Source organism: Thiomonas arsenitoxydans, assembly GCF_000253115.1.
In the GTDB taxonomy this organism is placed as follows: domain Bacteria; phylum Pseudomonadota; class Gammaproteobacteria; order Burkholderiales; family Burkholderiaceae_C; genus Thiomonas; species Thiomonas arsenitoxydans.
This window is the reverse complement of sequence record NC_014145.1, coordinates 1,585,825-1,606,231: the sequence shown is the minus strand read 5'-3', so window position 1 is coordinate 1,606,231 and position 20,407 is coordinate 1,585,825. Positions and strand designations below refer to the sequence as shown.

The 20,407-nt window shown below is 64.1% G+C and carries 16 protein-coding genes; 4 read left to right on the top strand and 12 right to left on the bottom strand.

Annotated elements, in window-relative coordinates:
• Nucleotide 1: 1 nt before the first annotated feature.
• The 8 genes from rbfA to THI_RS07335 form a co-directional block, all read right to left on the bottom strand.
• Entirely contained in the window at nucleotides 2-364 is a 363-nt protein-coding gene (rbfA, locus tag THI_RS07370) for a 30S ribosome-binding factor RbfA (protein WP_013105626.1), read from the bottom strand.
• Nucleotides 365-385: 21 nt separating this feature from the next.
• The gene (gene infB / locus THI_RS07365) at nucleotides 386-3,307 is read right to left on the bottom strand and encodes a translation initiation factor IF-2 (protein WP_013105625.1); all 2,922 of its coding nucleotides are present in this window, start codon (nucleotides 3,305-3,307) and stop codon (nucleotides 386-388) included.
• A 61-nt stretch (nucleotides 3,308-3,368) separates the two neighbouring features.
• Nucleotides 3,369-4,847 carry a transcription termination factor NusA gene (gene nusA, locus THI_RS07360; RefSeq protein ID WP_013105624.1) on the bottom strand — a complete coding sequence of 493 codons (1,479 nt, stop codon included), beginning with the start codon at nucleotides 4,845-4,847 and terminating at the stop codon, nucleotides 3,369-3,371.
• Nucleotides 4,844-5,419, bottom strand: a complete 576-nt coding sequence (gene rimP / locus THI_RS07355) for a ribosome maturation factor RimP (RefSeq protein ID WP_013105623.1) — start codon at nucleotides 5,417-5,419, stop codon at nucleotides 4,844-4,846. The genes nusA and rimP overlap by 4 nt, the downstream gene beginning before the upstream one ends.
• 374 nt (nucleotides 5,420-5,793) lie before the next feature.
• Nucleotides 5,794-7,410, bottom strand: a complete 1,617-nt coding sequence (locus tag THI_RS07350; RefSeq protein ID WP_013105622.1) for an ABC transporter ATP-binding protein — start codon at nucleotides 7,408-7,410, stop codon at nucleotides 5,794-5,796.
• Nucleotides 7,407-8,474, bottom strand: a complete 1,068-nt coding sequence (locus THI_RS07345) for an ABC transporter permease (protein ID WP_013105621.1) — start codon at nucleotides 8,472-8,474, stop codon at nucleotides 7,407-7,409. Before THI_RS07345 ends, THI_RS07350 begins: the two co-directional genes overlap by 4 nt.
• A complete protein-coding gene (locus tag THI_RS07340) occupies nucleotides 8,471-9,490 on the bottom strand; it encodes a microcin C ABC transporter permease YejB (RefSeq protein ID WP_050986035.1) in 1,020 nt (339 codons plus the stop codon). The genes THI_RS07345 and THI_RS07340 overlap by 4 nt, the downstream gene beginning before the upstream one ends.
• A 35-nt stretch (nucleotides 9,491-9,525) precedes the next feature.
• Nucleotides 9,526-11,400, bottom strand: coding sequence for an extracellular solute-binding protein (locus THI_RS07335; RefSeq protein WP_013105619.1), 1,875 nt, complete (start codon nucleotides 11,398-11,400; stop codon nucleotides 9,526-9,528).
• Nucleotides 11,401-11,477: 77 nt separating this feature from the next.
• Between THI_RS07335 and fabI the strand changes: the two genes are divergently transcribed.
• Nucleotides 11,478-12,287, top strand: coding sequence for an enoyl-ACP reductase FabI (gene fabI / locus THI_RS07330; RefSeq protein WP_013105618.1), 810 nt, complete (start codon nucleotides 11,478-11,480; stop codon nucleotides 12,285-12,287).
• 32 nt (nucleotides 12,288-12,319) lie between these two features.
• Nucleotides 12,320-13,237, top strand: coding sequence for a hypothetical protein (locus THI_RS07325; RefSeq protein WP_013105617.1), 918 nt, complete (start codon nucleotides 12,320-12,322; stop codon nucleotides 13,235-13,237).
• Nucleotides 13,238-13,242: 5 nt separating this feature from the next.
• On the opposite strand, the gene THI_RS07320 is transcribed toward THI_RS07325, so the two are convergent.
• Complete coding sequence (locus tag THI_RS07320) at nucleotides 13,243-14,322, bottom strand: transporter (RefSeq protein ID WP_197535439.1); 1,080 nt, start codon at nucleotides 14,320-14,322, stop codon at nucleotides 13,243-13,245.
• Nucleotides 14,323-14,379: 57 nt separating this feature from the next.
• On the opposite strand from THI_RS07320, the gene THI_RS07315 reads away from it, so the two are divergent.
• A complete protein-coding gene (locus THI_RS07315) occupies nucleotides 14,380-16,008 on the top strand; it encodes a 3-(methylthio)propionyl-CoA ligase (RefSeq protein WP_013105615.1) in 1,629 nt (542 codons plus the stop codon).
• A gap of 15 nt (nucleotides 16,009-16,023) precedes the next feature.
• On the opposite strand, the gene THI_RS07310 is transcribed toward THI_RS07315, so the two are convergent.
• From THI_RS07310 to thiE, 3 genes are all read right to left on the bottom strand, one after another.
• Nucleotides 16,024-16,554: a helical membrane plugin domain-containing protein gene (locus THI_RS07310; protein WP_013105614.1), complete on the bottom strand. Its 531-nt coding sequence runs from the start codon at nucleotides 16,552-16,554 to the stop codon at nucleotides 16,024-16,026.
• Nucleotides 16,555-16,576: 22 nt separating this feature from the next.
• Nucleotides 16,577-17,869, bottom strand: coding sequence for an NAD(P)/FAD-dependent oxidoreductase (locus THI_RS07305; protein WP_013105613.1), 1,293 nt, complete (start codon nucleotides 17,867-17,869; stop codon nucleotides 16,577-16,579).
• Between the two features lie 256 nt (nucleotides 17,870-18,125).
• Nucleotides 18,126-19,640, bottom strand: coding sequence for a thiamine phosphate synthase (gene thiE, locus THI_RS07300; protein ID WP_013105612.1), 1,515 nt, complete (start codon nucleotides 19,638-19,640; stop codon nucleotides 18,126-18,128).
• Between the two features lie 138 nt (nucleotides 19,641-19,778).
• Here thiE and THI_RS07295 point away from each other — a divergent pair, with 138 nt between their 5' ends.
• Nucleotides 19,779-20,363, top strand: a complete 585-nt coding sequence (locus THI_RS07295; protein WP_013105611.1) for a hypothetical protein — start codon at nucleotides 19,779-19,781, stop codon at nucleotides 20,361-20,363.
• Nucleotides 20,364-20,407: the final 44 nt, after the last annotated feature.

Here is a 20,407-nt window from a genome sequence, read left to right as displayed (position 1 = left end):
GTCAATCGTCTTTGGCCTGTTGCGCCAAGGCCTGGCGGATCAGCCCGTCCATCTCCGCCGCCTTCTCGGTGGTCGGATCGAACAGAAAGTGCAGCGTAGGCACGGTGTGGATCTGCAGGCGCTTGAACAGCAGGCTATGCAGATACCCGGCCTTGTCGCTCAAGATCTGGCGCGCAGTGTCTGGCTCGGCGCCGATCACGCTGAAGTAAACCTTGGCATGGGCGTAGTCGGGCGTGAGCTGCACATCGGTGAGCGTCACCAGCCCGAGCTGCGGGTTGCGCAGCTCGCGCTGGATCAGTTCGGCCAGATCGCGCTGAATCTGATCGGCGATGCGTTGGGTGCGGTTGGGCGTTGCGCGCTTCATCTCAGTCTGGCTGCTGGCCCATTACAGGGTGCGCGCCACGTCCTTGATCTCGAAGACTTCGAGCTGATCACCCTCTTCGATGTCCTGGTAGTTCTTCAACGACAGGCCGCACTCGAAGCCTTCCTTGACTTCGCGCGCATCGTCCTTGAAGCGCTTGAGCGAATCGAGCTCGCCGGTGTGAATGACCACGTTGTTGCGCAACACGCGCACCTGCGCGGAGCGGCGCACCAGACCCGACAACACCATACAGCCGGCCACCGCGCCCACCTTCGGGATGCGGAACACCTGGCGAATTTCGACCAGACCCAGAGTCTCTTCCTTCTTGTCCGGCGTGAGCATGCCCGACATGGCCGCCTTGATCTCGTCGACCGCCTCGTAAATGATGTTGTAGTAGCGGATGTCGATGCCGTTGTTCTCGGCCAGTTTGCGCGCTCCAGCATCGGCGCGGGTGTTGAAGCCGATGATCACCGCATTCGAGGCGATGGCCAGATTGACGTCGCTCTCGGAAATGCCGCCGACCGCCGCATGCACCACTTGCACCTTGATTTCGGAGGTGGAGAGCTTGGTGAGCGCATGGATGAGCGCTTCTTGCGAACCCTGCACGTCGGCCTTGATGATGAGCGGCAGGTTTTGCGCGCCTTCGTTCAATTGCTCGAACATGTTTTCGAGCTTGGCGGCCTGCTGGCGGGCCAGCTTGACATCGCGGTACTTGCCCTGGCGGAACAGCGCAATTTCGCGCGCCTTGCGCTCATCGAGCAGCACCATGATTTCTTCACCGGCGCTGGGCACTTCGGTCAAGCCTTGAATTTCCACCGGGATGGACGGCCCAGCTTCGGTCACCGGCTTGCCCAACTCGTCGAGCATGGCGCGCACGCGGCCGAATGCGGCCCCGGCGAGCACCACGTCCCCGCGCTTGAGCGTGCCCGACTGCACCAGGATGGTGGCCACAGGACCACGGCCTTTGTCGAGGCGCGATTCGATCACCAGCCCTTTGGCTGGGGCGTCAATCGGGGCCTTGAGCTCCAGCACTTCGGCCTGCAGCAGAATTTGTTCAAGCAGGCTATCTATGCCTTCGCCGGTCTTGGCAGACACGGGCACGAAGGGCGAGTCGCCGCCGTATTCCTCGGGCACCACGCTCTCGGCAATCAGTTCCTGGCGGACGCGATCCGGGTTGGCCCCCGGCTTGTCGATTTTGTTGAGCGCCACCACCAAGGGCACGCCTGCCGCCTTGGCGTGGGCGATCGCTTCCTTGGTCTGCGGCATCACGCCGTCGTCTGCGGCCACCACCAGAATGACGATATCGGTCGCTTTCGCACCACGCGCCCGCATGGCCGTGAAGGCTTCGTGACCCGGGGTGTCGAGGAAGGTGATGATGCCGCGCGGCGTTTGGACGTGATAGGCGCCGATGTGCTGCGTAATACCGCCGGCCTCGCCTGCCGCCACTTTGGCGCGGCGGATGTAGTCGAGCAGCGAAGTCTTGCCGTGGTCGACGTGACCCATGACCGTGACCACCGGCGCTCGCGGAAATTGTTCCGCGTCGGCCATCGCGCCTTCGCCGTCTTCCGTCAGGAAGTTTTCGGGATCGTCGAGCTTGGCGGCAACGGCGGTATGACCGAGTTCCTCGACCACGATCATCGCGGTTTCCTGATCGAGCACCTGGTTGATGGTCACCATCTGTCCCAGCTTCATCAGGCTCTTGATGACCTCGGCGGCCTTCACCGACATCTTGTGCGCCAATTCGGCCACGGTAATGGTCTCGGGCACATGCACCTCGCGCACGATCATCTCTGCAGGCGCTGCCTGCACATGCTGCTCACCGCCCCGATCATTGCGTCCGCCGCGACGCCCAACCGTCGTTTTCGGGCCGCGCCAGCCACCCGGCGCTCCGGTGGGATTGCCGCGGGGTTTGATCGACGCACCGCGCTTTTTCGCCGCGTCGTCCGCCCAGGAGGACGACAGCTTTTCCGACTTGACCTGCTTGTCGTCCTTCTTCGCCGCAGTACCCGGCGCGGCCGTGGCACTGGCCCCGGCCGTCTTGGCTGCACCCGCCGCCGGTTTGTGGATCGTGCCCTTGATGGTGCCGCTGACGGGAGCTGCCTCGGCCGTCTTGACCGCAGGTTTCTCGGCGCGCATCACCGTGCGCGGGCGGGCCATCATGTCGCGAATGGCGGCGGCTTCCGCCTCGGCGGCCTTGCGGCGCTTTTCGATCTGCGCCAGTTTGGCGGTTTCTTCGGCGTCCTGCTTCTTTTGCGCTGCGGCGCGCTCGGCTGCAGCGGCCTGCGAACTCGCCAAAGCCGAGGCAGCCGCCTCGCTCGCTTGCGACGGCTCCTTGTCTTGCTTGTCTTGTATTTGCGCGGTCGGCTCGGCCGTCACGATCGCGGGCTGTTGCGACTTGGCTGCAGCCTCGCGGGCCGCCTGAGCCTCGCGCTCGGCCTGCTCGCGGGCTTGCTGCTCCTGGCGCTCCTGGGCAGCCCGACGTTCCTGCTCGGCTGCGCGCTGCGCGGCCAACTCTTCGGCCTGGCGCGCGAGCAAATCGGCCTGACGCTGCGCCTCGGCCTCGCGGCGTTGGAGTTCGGCATCATCCACCACCGGCTCGTTCGACTCGGGTGCAGCCGACGCCTCGGCAACCGGTGCGGATTCGTCGCGCTTGACGAACACACGCTTTTTGCGCACTTCCACGTGAATGGTGCGCGCCTTGCCCGTGGCGTCCGCCTGCTTGATCTCGCTGGTCTGCTTGCGGGTCAGGGTGATTTTTTTGCGCTCGCCGCCAGCAGCACCACCATGCGCCGCGCGCAAGTGCTCGAGCAGGCGGGCCTTGTCGGCCTCACTGATGACGTCGTCTGCCGCGCGCGCTCCGACTCCCGCCTGTTGCAGTTGCTCCTGCAAGAGGTTCAAGGGTTTGCCGAGTTCTGCAGCGAGTTGTGAGACGGTATGACTGGCCATTGATGGTGTGTCCTAGTACGGCTTGAAACGTGTGAAGTGCGGGCGGCGGGTTCGGAGGGGTTCAGGCGTCGAACCAGTGCGCGCGCGCCTTCAGAATGAGGTCGGCGGCCCGGGCCTCGTCGGTGCGGAGAATGCCGGTGAGCTCGTCGGTCGCCAGATCGCCCAGATCGTCAAGGGTGAGCACACCGGCTTCGGCCAGCAGGGCCAGCTCGTCTGCGCTCAGGCCATCGAGCGCCTTGAGCGCCGGATCGACTTCATCGAGCTTCTGCTCGCGCGCGATTTCCTGCGTGAGCAAGGCATTGCGGGCGCGTTCACGCAGTTCATTGACCGTGTCTTCATCGAAGGCCTCGATCTCCAGCATTTCGTTGATCGGCACGTAGGCCAGTTCTTCGAGGCTGGTGAACCCCTCGGCAATGAGAATGTCAGCCACTTCCTGATCGACGTCGAGCTTTTCAACGAACAGGCTGCGCATTTTCTGCGTTTCCTGGGTGTTGCGGGCGTCGGACTCTTCGGCGCTGAGAATATTGATCTTCCACCCCGTCAACTCGGAGGCCAGCCGCACGTTCTGCCCGGTGCGGCCGATGGCCAGCGCCAGATTTTCCTCGTCCACAGCCACATCCATGGCGTGCTTTTCTTCGTCCACCACGATGGACGAAACATTCGCCGGCGCCAGCGCGCCGATGACGAACTGCGCCGGATCTTCCGACCAGAGCACGATATCGACCCGTTCGCCGCCGAGTTCATTGGTCACCGCGGTGACGCGCGAGCCGCGAATGCCCACGCAGGTGCCGATGGGATCGACACGGCGGTCGTGCGACACCACCGCAATCTTGGCGCGAACTCCCGGCTCACGGGCGCAAGACTTGATTTCCATCAGGCCCTGCTCGATCTCGGGCACTTCCAGGCGGAACAACTCGATCATGAATTCCGGCGCGGTGCGCGAGATTTCGATCTGCGGGCCGCGGGCGGTGCGGTCGATCTTGGTAATCACCGCGCGCACCCGGTCACCCACCCGCAGGTTTTCCTTCGGGATCAGATCGCTTCGGCGCAGTCGCGCATCGACCTTGCCCGATTCGATGATGAGGTCGCCCTTGTCGAGGCGCTTGACCGAGCCGTTGAAAATCTTGTCGTTGCGGGCCAGGAAATCATTGAGGATCTGCTCGCGCTCGGCGTCACGGATTTTCTGCAGAATGACCTGCTTGGCCGCCTGCGCGCCGATTCGGCCGAAGGCGATGCTCTCGATCGGTTCCTCGATGTAGTCGCCCACTTCGATATCGGGAATCTGTTCCCGCGCTTCGAACAGCAGAATTTCGCTATCGGGCAACTGCAGCCCGGCTTCGTCCGGCACCACATGCCAGCGACGGAAGCTTTCGTATTCGCCGGTATTGCGGTCGATCTGCACGCGCACATCCGCCTCGCCTTCGTACAGACGCTTGGTTGCGGAGGCCAGCGCGGCCTCGACCGCGCCGAAGACAACATCGCGATCGACATTCTTTTCACGCGCCAGGGCGTCCACCAACATCAAAATCTCGCGACTCATTTTCGACCACTCCCAAAATCGACAACAGGCACCAGGCGCACATCGCGCACCTCGGCCAGACTGAAATTCATGACGGACAACACGTCCTGCTCTTCTGCCTTGGGAGCGACAGGCGCTCCGACAGCTTTCGGCTTTTTGTTCGCGGCGCCGGGTTTGCCTTTGCCTTTGCCTTTTTCACCCACCTCAGGCGGCGACAAGGCGACGGAAAAACGCCCCGGCTCGTCGTCTTGCGAGCGCTCGAGCAAAACGCCGCGGTACTTCTTGCGACCCTGAAACGGCACGCGAAGAACGACGTCGATCTCCAACCCGGCAAATCGCACAAAATCTTCTGACTTGCGCAGAGGACGGTCCAAGCCGGGAGACGACACCTCCAGACGACCGTAGTCCACGTTTTCTACTTCAAACACATACTGCAACTGACGGGTCACCCGCTCGCAGTCTTCCACCGTCACCGGGGCGCCGTCGGCATGATCGATGGTCACGCGCAGCAAGCCGCGCGGAAGGTGCTCCACCTCCACGAGTTCCAGTCCAAGACTGGTGACTGCCGTATCGATTGCCTGTGCTGCACTCATGCGTTTGCCAATATTTCGTTCATCACCTGACCGCAAATCTCGTCAATCGCCCGCCGCGCAAGCAAAAAAAAAGGGCGATGACGTCGCCCAGTTTTTGCTCACTGCTGTGGTCGGGCCCGCACACTGCGCTCTCCCGGTGTTCTGCCACTGCCAAGCGACTGCTCTTTGACTACTTTTTCTTTGAAAACTGCGCTCTGAACTGCGCCCTCTGTGCCCCATCAGATAAAGTCTGACAAAACCTGAGTCTGAAATTCTCGGAAATTTTCTTGCGGTCAACAAAAAAGTGGATTATAGAGAGGAAGGAACTTTTTGGCAATAACGCGCCTCGGCTGCGCGTACTCTGCGCCCTCTTCCTGCCCTATTCCTTGTGCCATTCATCGGCGCACTTCTTCCCCCAGGTCGGATGCTGCGAGCAAGGCCTGGGTGTAGGGCTGGCGTGGCGCACGCAGCACGGCGTCTGCCTGCCCTTGCTCGACCACCTTTCCCTGGTGCAGCACCAGCACACGGTGCGACAGCGCGCCAATGACCGACAGATCGTGGCTGATGAGCACATAGGCCAGCCCATGCCTTTGCTGCAATGCAGCGAGAAGATCAAGTACCTGCTGCTGCACGGACACGTCGAGCGCGCTGGTCGGCTCGTCGAGAATGAGCACCTTGGGCTCCAGAATCAAGGCCCGCGCTATCGCGATGCGCTGGCGTTGCCCACCCGAAAATGCATGCGGATAGCGTTGCATTTCGGCCGGAGAAAGCGGCAAGCCGACTTCTGCCAGAATCTGCTGGGCGCGCTCGCTACGTTGCACGACACTCCACTCAGGACGATGGTTTTCCAGACCCTCTTCGACGATCTGCGCCACGGTGCGCCGCGGCGATAGGCTGGAAAACGGGTCCTGGAACACGATTTGCGCCTGCGCGCGCAAGGGGCGCAGCGCGGCAGCGGACAACCGGGCCGGATCGCGTCCCAGCAGACTCACCTCCCCGCCCTGTCGGCGCAGCAGGCCGAGCAGTGCGAGCGCGAGGGTCGATTTGCCGCTGCCCGATTCGCCCACCACGCCCAAGGTCTGCCCTGCGGGCAATTCCAGCGAAACGTCCTGCAGCACGGTGTGCCAGTGTTTGCGCCAGAAACCGCTGTTTTGGGCGAAGCGCACACTCAGCGCGCGCGCCTGAAGCACGGTGGGCGGCGGCGCCGCATTTTTTTCGGACTCCTGCACGAGGCGGCGCGGGCGGCTGCGCAGCAGCATTTGCGTATAGGGGTGCCGCGGCGCGGCGAATACTGAGGTAACCGTTCCGGCCTCCACCACCCTGCCCTGCTGCATCACGGCCACGCGGTGCGCGTAGCGCCGCACCAAATGAAGGTCGTGGGTGATGAACAGCAAGGCCAGGCCGTATTCGGCCTGCAAGGCGTCGAGCAGATCGAGAATCTGGCGGCGTACGGTCACGTCGAGCGCGGTGGTGGGCTCGTCGGCCAGCAGCAGCCGGGGGCGGCAAGCCAACGCCATGGCAATCATTACCCGCTGCCTCTGGCCGCCGGAGAGCTGATGCGGATAGTCCGCCGCACGCCGCGCGGGCTGGTCGATGTCCATCTGCCCCAGCAACTCCACGGCCCGCGCCCAAGCCGCGCGGCGGGACAGCGCCTCGTGCAGCTCCAGCACCTCGGCAATCTGCCGCCCGACCGGATGCAGCGGGTTGAGCGCGGTCATCGGCTCCTGAAAGATCATGGCGATGTCTTTGCCGCGCAGACCGCGCATCTGGCGCTCGCTCAGTGTGAAGAGTTCGCGCCCGTCGAACGTCACACTGCCGGTCTGTTGCGCCCCGTCCAGCAGACGCAGCAAGGCCAGCGCCGAGACGGTCTTGCCCGAGCCGGATTCGCCGACGAGCGCGACTTTTTCGCCCGTGGCGATGTCGAGATCGACGCCATGCACCACGGTTTGGGCGCCAAAACGCACCTGCAGATCGCGTACTTTGAGCAAAGGGGTTGAAGGCATGTCGCTCATCCCCGGCCCGCGCCGGTGTGCCGGGGGTCCAGGGCGTCGCGCAGCGCCTCACCGATGAAGGTCAGCAGCAGCAGGATGCTCACCAGCGCGCCGAAAGCTGCCGCTGAAATCCACCACGCATCCAGGTTGGTCTTGCCCTGCGCCAATAATTCGCCCAGACTGGGCGTGGGCGGCGGAACGCCCAGACCGAGAAAGTCCAGACTGGTGAGCGCCAGCAGCGCCCCACTCATGCGAAACGGCAGAAAGGTGACCACCGGCGTCAGGCTGTTGGGCAGGATGTGCCGCCACATGATGCGCGCGTGCGACAGCCCCAGCGCCTGCGCGGCGCGCACATAGTCCATCTGCCGGTTGCGCAAAAACTCGGCGCGCACATAGTCGGCCAGCCCCATCCAGCCGAACAGAGAGAGCAGCACCAGCAGCAAGGCCAGGCCGGGCGCGAACACCGCCGAAAAAATGATCAGCAGATACAGCTCAGGCATCGATCCCCAGACCTCCATCAGCCGCTGTACCGACAGATCGATGCGCCCGCCGAAATAGCCCTGCACGGCGCCGATGAGCAGGCCCAGCAGCGTGCCCGTGACGGTGAGCGCCAGCGCGAACAGCACCGACAGCCGGAAGCCGTAGATCAGCCGCGCCAACACGTCACGCCCGCGATCGTCGGTGCCCAGCCAATGTCGCGCCGAGGGCGAAGAGGGAAAAGGCCGCTGCGCGAAGTAATCGATGGTGGTGGCGCTGTAGGGAATGGGGGGATAGAGCGCGAAATTTCCGGGGGCCGACAGCTTGGCGCGAATGTAGGGGTCGAGATAGTCGGTCGGCGTGTGGAAGTCGCCGCCAAACGTGGTTTCGGGATAGCTGTGCAGCAGCGGCAGATAAAACCGTCCGTCATAGCGCACCAGCAGCGGTTTGTCGTTGCTGATCACGGGCGCGAGCAGACTCAGGCCGAACAGCAGCAGAAACAGCCACAGGCTCCAGCGCCCCAGGCGATGCGCCTTGAACCGCGCCCATCCCTGCGTGAGAAAGGGATGGCGCGCGGGCTGCGCCTGCGCCAGCGCGGCGGCGCTCACCGCAGCGCTCCGAACTGGATGCGCGGATCGACCCAGACATAGCTCAGGTCGGCGATCAGTTTGGTGAACAGTCCGATCAGGGTAAAGAGATAGAGCGAGCCCATCACCACCGGATAGTCGCGCCGCATCACGGCTTCATAAGACAGCAGTCCCAGCCCCGGCAGCGAGAACAGGGTCTCGATCAGCAGGGAGCTGGCGAAGAACGCACCGATGAACGCCGCGGGGAAGCCCGTCACCAACGGCACCAGCGCATTGCGCAGCACATGCCACCACAGCACGGTGCGCTCGCTCAAGCCCTTGGCGCGCGCCGTCAACACATATTGCTTGCGGATTTCCTCCAGAAACGCGTTCTTGGTCAGCATGGTGATGATGGCGAAGCTGCCCGCCGTGGCCGCCAGCACCGGCAAGGTGATGTGCCACAGGTAGTCGGTGATCTTGTGCCACAGACTGAATTGCGACCAGCCGTCGGACACCAGCCCGCGCAGCGGAAACCACTGCAACCAGGTGCCGCCCGCAAACAGCACCAGCAGCAGCACGCCCAGCACGAAGCCTGGAATGGCGTAGCCCACCAGCACCGCAATGCTGGTGGACACATCGAAGCGGCTGCCATGCCGCACCGCCTTGGCGATGCCCAGTGGAATGGAAATCAGATAGGTGAGCAAAAAATTCCACAAGCCCAGCGAGATGGAGACCGGCAGCCGCTCTTTGATCAGCGTCCACACCGCTTCGTGGTGGTAATAGCTGCGACCGAGGTCGAAATGCGCGAACTGCCACAGCATGTCGAGGTAGCGCTGCAGCGGCGGCTTGTCGAAACCGTAGAGCTGGCGCAGCTCGGCGAGTTGCTTGGGCGAGATGCCTTGCGCACCACGGTAAATGCCTTGCGCCGTGGCGGCTTCACCTGCCGCACCGCCTTCCTTGCCGCGCAGTTGCGACACCATCTGCTCCACCGGCCCGCCGGGGACGAACTGCACCACGATGAAGGTGAGGGTGAGCACGCCCAGCAGGGTGGGAATCATCAGCAGTACGCGCTTGAAGATATAGGCCCAGAGATTCACGTCGGCGCTCCGGAAGCGGATTTGGCATTAGCCCACCAGCATTGCACTGCCCAGCCTTCTGGCTGGTAGTACAGCGGCAAGGTCTTCGGCCAGGAAAATTTGTGTGCGGCAATCGCCACGCGGAAGGTGTCGCTGTACCACTGCGGCACCGAATACCAGCCGCAGACCAGCACGCGGTCGAGCGCGCGGCAGGCCGTTTGCAGCGCCTGCATGGAGGTGGCCGCCACCACGCGCTCGATCAGCGCATCGACGGCCGGATCGCGCAAACCCCAGACATTGTCCGAGCCCTGCACCGAAGCTGCGCGCGAGCCGAAGCGGTCGAACAGCTCGTTGCCCGGGCTGGTACTGCCGCCGTAGCGGATGGTGGTCATGTCGAAGTCGAAAGTGTCCATGCGCTGCTGGTACAGCGCGAAATCCACCAGGCGATAGTTGAGCGTGATGCCCAGCCGTTGCAGCGCCTGCGAATAAACCGAAATGATGCGCGACATCGAACCCTGGCTGTCGAGGTAATCGATCACCAATGCCTGCCCCTTGGCGTTGCGTAGCGCACCATCGCGCCAGTGCCAGCCCGCCTGCTCCAGCAGCGCGCGCGCCTTGAGCAGATTGCCGCGCAGACTGTTCGGCGGGGCCGTCGATGGCATGCGCGGCAACACACCGAACACCTCTGGCGGCAGTTGCGCCCGCAAGGGTTCGAGCAGCGCCAGTTCATCCGGCCCCGGCGCGCCATGCGCGTCGAACGGCGAATTGGCGAAATAGCCTTCGATGCGCTTGTAGGCGCCGTAGAACAGCATGCGGTTGAGCCACTGGAAGTCGAGCGCCAGCGCCAGCGCCTGACGCACCCGAACGTCCTGAAACTGCGGACGGCGCAGGTTGACCACGAAGCCCTGGAACCCGGCCGGATTGTGATTGGGCAGCTCCAGTTTTTTCAGCGCGCCGCTGTCGAACTTCGGGCCGCGATACTGCCGCGCCCAGTTGCGGGCGATGAACTCCTGCAGCAGGTCGTACTCCCCCGCCTTGAAGGCTTCGAGCCGCGCCGTGCCGTCGAGATAAAGCTTGTAGCTCACCTCGGAAAAATTGAACTGCCCGCGACGGGTGGGCAAATGCCAGCCCCAGTAGTCGCTGCGGCGGACGTAGGTGATGTCGCGCTGCTGCGAGGTGCGGGCGATGCGGTAGGGGCCGCTGGCGATGGGCGTGTCGATTACTTCGTTGAACGCGCGCTGGCCCGCCCACTTGGGCGAAAACACCGGCAGGCCCGCGAGCAAAATGGGCAGCTCGTGATTGCGCCGCTTGAAGGTAAAGCGCACCTGACGCTCATCCAGCGCGGCCACGTCGGCCACGTCGGCGTAGATACTGGCGAACTGCGGCGCGGCCGCGCTGCTGACGAGGGTGTTGTAGCTGTAGGCCACGTCGTGCGCGGTCACGGAGTCGCCGTTGGAAAACCGCGCCAGCGGGTTGAGGTGAAACTGCACTGAAAGCCCGTCTGCCGCCACGGCAATATCGTCGGCCAGCAGACCGTACACGGTGTTGGGTTCGTCCCAACTGGCGGTCATCAGGGTCTCGAACACCAGGGTGTTCAAGCCCGGCGCGGCGTTGCCTTTGAGGGTGAAGGGGTTGAGCTTGTCGAAACTGCCGCCCACGGTGGGCGGCGTGAGCACCAGGCTGCCGCCGACCGGCGCTTGCGGATTGACGTAGTCGAAATGGGTGAATCCGGGCGGATACTTCGGCTGGTCGTACAGCGCGTAGGCCGGTTGTTCCGCCTGTTGTTCCCGCTGACTCGCCCACGCCGCCCCAAACGGAAACAAGCCCAGCGGCAGGCTTTGCAACAAGCGGCGGCGGGCGGGAGATAGCGGACGAGACAGGGCGTGTGCCATGCGAGAATTCTGCATGACTTGCCACGGCTGCGTGGCAAACCCCTGCAAGACTGCATCACAACTGAAAGCGCCCGATCATGGCATTCCTTCAAGGCAAACGCATTCTCATCACCGGCCTGCTGTCCAACCGCTCCATCGCCTACGGCATCGCCCAGGCCTGCCACCGTGAGGGCGCCGAGTTGGCGTTCACCTATGTGGGCGAACGCTTCAAGCAGCGCATCACCGAATTCGCCGCCGAGTTCGGCAGCACCCTGGTGTTCGACTGCGACGTGGGCGACGACGCCCAGATCGAGGCCACCTTCAGCGGCTTGGCGGCCCATTGGCCGCAACTCGACGGCCTGGTGCATTCCATCGGTTTCGCGCCGCGCGAGGCAATTGCCGGCGACTTCATGGACGGCCTTTCTCGTGAAGGATTCCGCATCGCCCACGACATCTCGGCCTATTCCTTCCCCGCGCTGGCCAAGGCCGCGTTGCCGCTGCTGATCAAATCGGTGGAAGCGGGCCAGATGCCTTCGCTCATCACCATGACCTACCTGGGCGCAGAGCGCGTGGTGCCCAACTACAACACCATGGGCGTGGCCAAGGCCGCACTAGAAGCCACGGTGCGCTTCATGGCCGAGTCGCTGGGCCCGCGCGGCATGCGGGTGAACGGCGTGAGCGCCGGGCCGATCAAAACCCTGGCCGCCTCGGGCATTGCCGACTTCGGCAAGATGCTCAAGTTCAACGAGGCCAACGCCCCGCTGCGCCGCAATGTGGACACCCAGCAGGTCGGCAACGCCTCGGCCTTTTTGCTGTCCGATCTGGCGGCCGGCATCACCGCGGAGATTCTGCACGTCGATGCCGGCATGCACGCCGTGGTCGGCGGCATGGCCGCTCTGGGCGAGTAAGACACACGCCCGGCGTGGAAGGAGGATGGGCCATGCGGACACGAATCGTTCCCGTGCTGTGCTTTGCCGCCATCTCTGCGGCGCTCCTTCTCACCGGCTGCGGCAAACGGACTGCATCCCAGTCCATCGCCGGGGCAAGCGGCGTGCCTGACTATCTCGCGGGCGCAACCGCCTATACGCCCGCGGCATCCGCCTCTCAAGGAAACGCAGGGCCGCCCCAAGTTTCCTTGACCCCCACGGGGGGCGAGCTGGGCGCAGCCCGGCCCTGGGGGCCCTCGAAACATCAGAGCATTGCCGTGGCAGCGCATGCGTTCGCCGCCAATTCGGCAGGCACCGATCTGCCGGTGCTGTCCACCCCGCCGGTTAACACGCCGCCTCAGGGCGCGCTGGTGCTGGTACAGGTGCTCACCCAGAGCCCGGCCACGCTGCAATCGCTGCGCGACAACAAGGGCAACACCTTTCAGCCGATCAACCCGGGGCAGACTTATTCCGACCAAAAAGCGGGCACAGCCTTGTTCATCAGCGAAAACGCCCGGGGCGGCGCGGGACAGAGCTGGAGCCTGGTGAAGGCGCCGGGGCATGGTGCGGACGAAGCCAGCCTCTACGTCGTGGTCGTCGCAGGCGCCCGCCAGATCGGCGCTTGGGGCTTCAGCAACACCACGCCTTACGGCCTGCGCACCCCGCTGGAAACAACCGCGGATGACAGCATCGTGGTGTCGTTCTGGGGCCCGGCGGACTACAGCAGTTCCGCGCGCGATCCCTACAACCCTTACTTCGCCCCGGCTGGCTGGACGCTGGGCGGGCAGAACGACAACGGCTACAACCAATGCTCCGGCGCTTATGCGTGGATTCGCGTTCCCTCGGCCCACACCGTGCTCGAACCGCAATGGTCGTCGAAGAAAAGCGTCAAGGCCAATGGCTCGATGTGGCTGGTCGAAGTGACGCGCTAAAGAGGTCAGTCGTCGCGCCGACGAAACAGCAGCCACGCCAGCAGGCCGGAGGCCATCAGCACCACGGCCACCATGGTCCAGAACCCGGCCTTGTCTTCCGCGAAAGGAATGCCGCCCACGTTCATACCGAACAGGCCGGCGATCACATTCATCGGCAGCGCCACCACCGTCACCGCGGTGAGCACGAACAGGGTGCGCCCGGTGCGTTCTTCAATGCTGGCGGCGATTTCTTCCTGCAGCAGCTTGATACGCTCCTGCTGCGCCACGAGATCGCGCAGCACCACCGAGAACTCCTCGGTGGAATGCCGCAGTTCCTCCCAGTCCTGCGGCCCGAGGCTTTGCGGCGGACGACTGAGCAGGCGGAACATGGCCGCGGGTTCAGGCGCCAGCAGGCGTTGCAGCCGCAACAGATTGCGGCGCAGCGCACCGAGTTGCACCCGGCGTCGGCCCAGACGGCCGGCCAGCAGCTGATCTTCGATGGCATCAACCTTGCTGGCGGCGCCGCGCAGAATGGCGATGAGTTCGTCGGCCTGATCGCGCAATAGATGATCGACCAGCGACAGCGGCGAGGGAAACGTCTCGCCCGCCTTGACCGCGATTCGCAGGCGGTCGATGGCCCGCAGCGGCTGCATGCGCACGCTGATGACCCGGCGCCGCTCCACACTCATCCACAGGGTGGAGACCTGCAGCGATTCGCGCTGTGCGAAGTCGTACACCACATCGTTCACCACGGCCACCAGCGCCTGATCCACCACTTCCAGCCGGGTGGAACGCACCCCCTCGCGCAGGGTCTCGAAGCAATGCGCGGCATGCGGCAGGTTCGCCAGCAACCACTTTTCAGCGGTGACATTGGCCGCGTTGAAATGCAGCCAGACGAAAGACTCCCCGTCCGTCGGCGCCGCATCACCGAACCAACGCTCGGCTTGGTACAGGTCCAGCGCTTGGCCGCGCCCCTGTGCATCGAACAGATAGCCGCAGATCAAGCCGGATTGGCCAGGTGCAAAAACAGAAACGGGAACGGTCATGGGCAGGGTGGCGAGAGTGGCAGACGCAATGATCGCAAACTCCAGTGAATACCCTGTCATGCACCTCTCAGCCCGGCAGTGCAACAATTGGTAAACATCACACAACAGGAGACTGCCATGCTGGGACTGATGCAAAACCATCCGCTGATGATTTCCGGGTTGCTCGATTTCGCTGCACGCTATCACGGCGACACCGAAATCGTCTCTCGCCGGGTAGAGGGCGATGTTCACCGCACCACTTATGCCCAAGTGCAGCAGCGCGCCGCCCAGTGCGCCAACGCGCTCGACGCGCTGGGGCTGACGGCGCAAGACCGCGTGGGCACCCTCGCCTGGAATGGCTACCGGCACTTCGAGCTGTATTACGGGGTGTCGGGCAGCGAGCGCATTTTGCACACCCTCAACCCCCGGCTGCACCCCGAGCAGATTGCGTGGATCATCAACCATGCCGACGACCGCATGGTGTGCTTCGATCTCACCTTCGCCCCCATTGCCAAGGCGATCGCCGCGCATTGCCCTGGGGTGAGACACTGGGTGGCGCTGTGCGAAACTGGTGCCCTGCCCGCCGATCTGGCCGAGGCCATCCCAGGGGTGCTGAGCTACGACGAATTGCTCGCAGCGCAACCCACCCGCTACGCCTGGCCCGTGTTCGACGAAAACACCGCCTCCTCGCTGTGCTACACCAGCGGCACCACCGGCAACCCGAAGGGCGTGCTCTACAGCCACCGCTCCACCGTGCTGCACGCCTACGCCGCCGCCCTGCCCGATGTGATGAACCTGTCGGCGCGCGATAGCGTATTGCCCGTGGTGCCCATGTTCCACGTCAACGCCTGGGGCATTCCCTACGCGGCGGCGCTGACCGGTGCCAAGCTGGTGTTCCCCGGCCCGGCGCTCGACGGCAAATCGCTGTTCGAACTGATGCGCGACGAGGGCGTGACCCTGGCCGCCGGCGTGCCCACCGTCTGGCTCGGACTGCTCAATTTCATGCGCGACAACAAAGTCAGAATTCCCACTTTGCAGCGCACGGTGATCGGCGGCGCCGCGGCCGCCCCGGCCATGATCCGCGCCTTCGAGGAGGAACTCGGCATTCACGTGCTGCACGCCTGGGGCATGACCGAAATGAGCCCGCTGGGCACCTTGTGCAGCCTGAAAAACAAACACCTGGCACTAGATAAAGCATCGCAATTTTCCATTCAGGTCAAGCAGGGGCGGCCGATTTTCGGGGTGGATGTGCGGGTGGTAGACGGCAACGGCGCCGACCTGCCGTGGGACGGAAAATCCACCGGCAACTTGCTGGTGCGCGGGCCGTGGATTGCGAGCGACTACTACCGCAGCGAGGCGCCCAGCCCATTGCAGGACGGCTGGTTTCCCACGGGCGACGTGGTCACCATCGACGCCGACGGCTACATCCAGATCACCGACCGCACCAAGGACGTGATCAAGTCCGGCGGCGAATGGATCAGCTCCATCGAACTGGAAAACATCGCCATGGCCCACCCTGCCGTGGCCATGGCCGCCTGCATCGCCCGCCCCGACCCGAAGTGGGACGAACGGCCGCTGCTGGTCGTGGTCAAGCGCGAAGGCAACACGCTGGAGCGCGACGAGCTGCTGAAGTTCTACGAAGGCAAGGTGGCCAAATGGATGATCCCGGACGATGTGGTCTTCGTCCCGGCCATTCCCTTGGGCGCCACCGGCAAGATTCTGAAAAACCGCCTGCGCGCTGAATTGACCGCGTCCCCGCAAGCCTGAGGTAAGACTCGGGCTTCAATGCCCCGCAGCTCCCTTGCTGTCAGGGTCGTTGTTGTTCAGCGCCCCCGCCATGCGGGCCAGGGTTTGGATGCCGTGCTGCACTTCCTTGTCGCGCAGCATGTGCATCAGGCCGCCGAAGCCGCCGAGGTGTTTTTCGTCGGAGGCTTGACTGGCCTGATCGATCACGGCGCTGATTCTGTCGGGCAGCTTGAGCATCTTCGTCATGGTGGCGTTGAGGTCGGTGTCGCGCAGCCCCTCTGCCGCGAGGATGGCGTTATCGCGCAGTTGCCGCAAAGCGCCCACTTCGTAGAGGGTGACGAGGGTGGCGAGCAGCTCGCGCACGGCTGGCAGCAGCTTGGGGTCTTGCACCAGTTCAGTGAGCGTGAGCACCGCTTCGGTCATTTCGCCGCCGAGGTTTTTCACTGCAAAACTGCCCAGTTCTTCGGCCTGCGCATAGCGGTCGGCCATACGGCCTAGCGCGGCCCATTGCGTCGGGTTGAGTGGAGGGGCGGCCGCGGTCGCCTTCGAGGTATCGGTCATGTCCATGGTGGTCTCCCGTTGCGCTGGCTCAAGCCGCCATTTTTTCGGCCATGATGCGGGCGGCGTCCAGCCCCCACGGCGGCATCTTGCCTTTGGAGCGGAAGAACAGATTTTTGTACTGCATCTTCAGCAAATAGGGAATGTGACCGAGCTTGAGCACCTGGGTGTCGCCGCCGAACCAGGAGTTGGAGCGGATGTAGAAGGCCTGGTTGTTGCCAATGTCGCCAATGCAATACACCACAGGCTGGAGCTTGCCATCGGCCTGCTCGGCCGTGAGCCGCTTCATGTCCTTGGCAATTTGCTTGCCGACGATTTCAGCCTGCTGGTGGCCAATGGCGCCGAGCTTGGGCAGCGTGGCAGCGGCGCAATCTCCCGCAGCAAAGACCGTGGGATATTTTGGGTTGCGCATCAGCAAGTCGGTGATGATGAAGCCCTCGCTGTCGCTGATCGGCAAGCCTTTGAGGAAGGCGTGCGGCGTCCAGTCGGGGAAAATGATTTTCAACTCGGCCTCGACCGACTGACCGTTGGCGAATTCCACGCCCTCCTTGGTCAGCCGCTTGATGTCCTTCGTCTTGTTCATGTAGTGAAAACCCATGCCGCTGGCGATGTCGAGCAACTGACCGACCACTTTCTCGCCAGCGTCTTCCGCGATCAACGCCGCCGGGGTGAACACGGTGATCTTGTCCGGCCCGCCCTTGCCGTTTTGTCCTAGCCAGGTGGCGCAGGCCAGCATGGTTTCGACCGGCGGGCCTTCGCATGCGGCCTCAGCTGCAGGAATGCTGCCGCCGGGATACGGTTCCAGCCCCTTGGCGCCATCGCCCTGGGTGAAGCGCGCCGAGCCTATGGCGATCGGCCCGCCTTTGTAGTCGTGCATCAGATACTGGCGCAGCGCCTCGCCGTAGGTGTTGTCGGTGACGGTGTGGCCGAACTGCGCGAAGCCCTCGATCTTGTCGAACGCCAGCCGATTGCCCAAGGCCACCACCAGATAGTCGTAGGTCGTGGAGGTGGGCGCTGCGCCGGGGCGCTCACTGGGCACATAGTCCACGCGCTTGGCATCCACATCGAGGGCAGTGACTTCGCCCTGGATGAAGCACGCGCCAATGTCGTGCAGCGGCTCCAGGATGTCCATGGTCATGGTGAGCTGCGGGTTGCGGTTCTCGAATACCTCTGCCGGAATATTGGGGACGTACAACAGGTAGGGTTTGCGGTCGATCACCGTGATGTCCACACTGTCGCCCGCGTACTTGCGGATTTCCTGCGCACTGCCCAGGCCCGCGAAATTGCCGCCCAGAATCAAGACCCGTGGTTTTGCTGCACTCATGGCGTTCTCCTCAAGTGAGTTGTGGATCCGGGGAAAGAGGGCCCAACCCCGGTGACCGAATTCACCACACCAAGACACCTGTGCGACAACCGGCCATGGACTGACCATAGTCCAGCGAGTATGTCAATACAAACCAAACATCTCGTTTATTGCATTCATTTACGCCTGCGACCACATTTCACAGAACAGTGGAAAGCAAACGCTAAATTTCAGCAAGACTTCATTTTTGAAGCGTCAACTGTTCAAACTTTGCGTTTCAAACCATCGCCTGCGCCACGGCTTCGTCAGCGCAGGCCGGCCAGATGTGCAGGGCCTCGCGCACGGCCAGGCGCGGGTTGACCGCCTGCGTCACCGCGCTGACCACCGCCGCGCCGGATACCCCGGTGGCCCGCACCGCCGACATTTGCCCCAGGCTGATGCCGCCGATCGCCACCACCGGGTAGCGCGGGGACAACCACTGCCGCCACTGAGTCAGGCGCTCCAGGCCCAGCGGGCGATAGGGCATGGCCTTGAGCGTGGTGGGAAAGACCGGGCCGAGGGCAATATAGGAGGGCCGAAGCGCATGCGCGCGGGCGATCTCGGCCGGGGTGTGGGTGCTCAGACCCAGTCGCAGCCCGGCCGTGTGGATGGCGGGCAGGTCGGCGGTATGCACATCATCCTGCCCGAGGTGCACGCCATAGGCGCCCGCCTCGATGGCTTCGCGCCAGTGGTCGTTGATGAACAACTGCGTGCCTGGCACCTCTCGCGCCGCCTGCACGGCTTCGCGAATCTGCATGCGCAATTCGGCGCCCTCTATCTCCTTGATGCGCAGTTGGATGGTGCACACGCCCCACTCCAGCAGACGCAGCACCCAGTCCGCATCGGGCACGACGGGATAAAACCCGATCTGCCCGGAGAGCCGCGCGAAATCGGGCGGTGCCTCTTCAGACTGCCCCGGCAACGGCAGCCAGGGCAGATCGTCGCTGTCAGCCCGCGCGTCGGTTCGGGTGTTCGGCCGCCCCGGTCCGGCCGCAATGGCCTGATCGATGCCGGCATGCGCTCGCAACTGCGCCTCGGCAGCGGCGTCGAGCACGCTCCAGCCCTCGGCCAGTCGCGCGGCGCACACACTGGCATGAACGCTACCCGAGCCATGCGCACTGCGCGGCAGGCGGCGGCTGACGAGCGGCAGCACCGTGCTGCTGGTGATGTACCAGTCGGTGCTGTGCGCCCCCCAGGCATTGCCGCCTTTCACCACCACGGCGCGATGCGGCGCGCCCGCTTCCAGCCAGCGGCTGCGAATCGCGTTGATCCATGCGGCCGGGGGAGGCCCCATCTCCCAGGCAGGCAGATCGAGCAAGGCGCTGGCCTCCGCACGGTTGGCAGTGATGAGGTCGGCCCGTTGTGCCAGACGCATGGCCAGACCGCCACCGTGCGCCTGGGCCCAAGGCTCAGAGCCGTCCGCCGAAGCCAGTTGCGGGTCCCACACCACCGGGCACTGCCGCGCTTCGACAAACTGCGCCACCTCCTCGGCCACCGCGGCATGGCTGATCATGCCGATTTTCACTGCGGCGGGCTCGCCGTCGGCCAGCAAGGTCCGCAGGCTATTGCGCAGCAAAGCCACCTCCGCAGCCTGCACGCCCTGCACGCCGTAGGAGTTCTGCGCGGTCAGCGCCGTGGTGATGCTCGTCCCGCGCCAGCCCAGCGCAGCCCAGGTGGCAAGATCGGCCGCTTGGCCCGAGCCCCCCGTGGGATCATGGGCGTCAATGGTGAGAAGATAGGCAGTCGTCGTCATATTGGAGTTTTCTCGGTTACTTAGCGCAGTGTAGGCAAGCTGCGCCACGGCTCAAGTCTTGTAAGCTGAGCACGCCTATTACAGTTCGATGGCAAGACCCACTTGTCAACTTTCCCTGATCGTCTCCGTTGGTATCCCATGAAACCAAATCTCGCATTCCCCGCCCTCCTCCTGAGCGCCTGCGTCTGGGCTTTGCCTGCGCACGCTGATGGCCCCCCGGTGAGCATTCAGTTCAGCATCGGCACGCCGCCTCCGCAACCGGTCTATGTAGCGCCGCAGCCGGTGTATGCGCCGCCACCCGTAGTCGTCGCGGCGCCGCCCACCATGATTTGGCTCCCCGAATTCAGCGGCTATGTCGCGCTGGGGGTATCGCAGCCTTTGTTCTACCTTGGCGGCGTCTATTACTACAACAGCGGTGGACGTTGGTACACCGGCCCGCACTACGGCGGCCCGTGGCATCCCGCCGCACGCATTCCGCCCGGCCTGCGCCAATTCCATGATCGCGACTGGCAGCGGGCCCAAGACCGCGCTTATCGCTACGATCGCGATCCGCAATGGAAGCGTTTCCGCGCCGAGTCGCCCCGCCCCGGTTATCGCCCCGAGGGCGGCCCCCCGGGACAACGCCCAGACCACGGACGCGGCCCGGATCGGCATGACCGGGAACAGCAAGGATACGGGCCTGACCATGGGCCAGGCAACGGTCACGGACGCGACAATCACTGAAAACCGCGAGAGACAAGGCGGCCATCGCGGCGCTCTGTCAGCGC

Coding starts and splice junctions, on each gene's coding strand:
- rbfA (WP_013105626.1), bottom strand. CDS start 364: ATGAAGCGCGCAACGCCCAACCGCACCCAACGCATCGCCGATCAGATT.
- infB (WP_013105625.1), bottom strand. CDS start 3,307: ATGGCCAGTCATACCGTCTCACAACTCGCTGCAGAACTCGGCAAACCC.
- nusA (WP_013105624.1), bottom strand. CDS start 4,847: ATGAGTCGCGAGATTTTGATGTTGGTGGACGCCCTGGCGCGTGAAAAG.
- rimP (WP_013105623.1), bottom strand. CDS start 5,419: ATGAGTGCAGCACAGGCAATCGATACGGCAGTCACCAGTCTTGGACTG.
- THI_RS07350 (WP_013105622.1), bottom strand. CDS start 7,410: ATGAGCGACATGCCTTCAACCCCTTTGCTCAAAGTACGCGATCTGCAG.
- THI_RS07340 (WP_050986035.1), bottom strand. CDS start 9,490: ATGATTCCCACCCTGCTGGGCGTGCTCACCCTCACCTTCATCGTGGTG.
- THI_RS07335 (WP_013105619.1), bottom strand. CDS start 11,400: ATGGCACACGCCCTGTCTCGTCCGCTATCTCCCGCCCGCCGCCGCTTG.
- fabI (WP_013105618.1), top strand. CDS start 11,478: ATGGCATTCCTTCAAGGCAAACGCATTCTCATCACCGGCCTGCTGTCC.
- THI_RS07325 (WP_013105617.1), top strand. CDS start 12,320: ATGCGGACACGAATCGTTCCCGTGCTGTGCTTTGCCGCCATCTCTGCG.
- THI_RS07320 (WP_197535439.1), bottom strand. CDS start 14,322: ATGACAGGGTATTCACTGGAGTTTGCGATCATTGCGTCTGCCACTCTC.
- THI_RS07315 (WP_013105615.1), top strand. CDS start 14,380: ATGCTGGGACTGATGCAAAACCATCCGCTGATGATTTCCGGGTTGCTC.
- THI_RS07310 (WP_013105614.1), bottom strand. CDS start 16,554: ATGGACATGACCGATACCTCGAAGGCGACCGCGGCCGCCCCTCCACTC.
- THI_RS07305 (WP_013105613.1), bottom strand. CDS start 17,869: ATGAGTGCAGCAAAACCACGGGTCTTGATTCTGGGCGGCAATTTCGCG.
- thiE (WP_013105612.1), bottom strand. CDS start 19,640: ATGACGACGACTGCCTATCTTCTCACCATTGACGCCCATGATCCCACG.
- THI_RS07295 (WP_013105611.1), top strand. CDS start 19,779: ATGAAACCAAATCTCGCATTCCCCGCCCTCCTCCTGAGCGCCTGCGTC.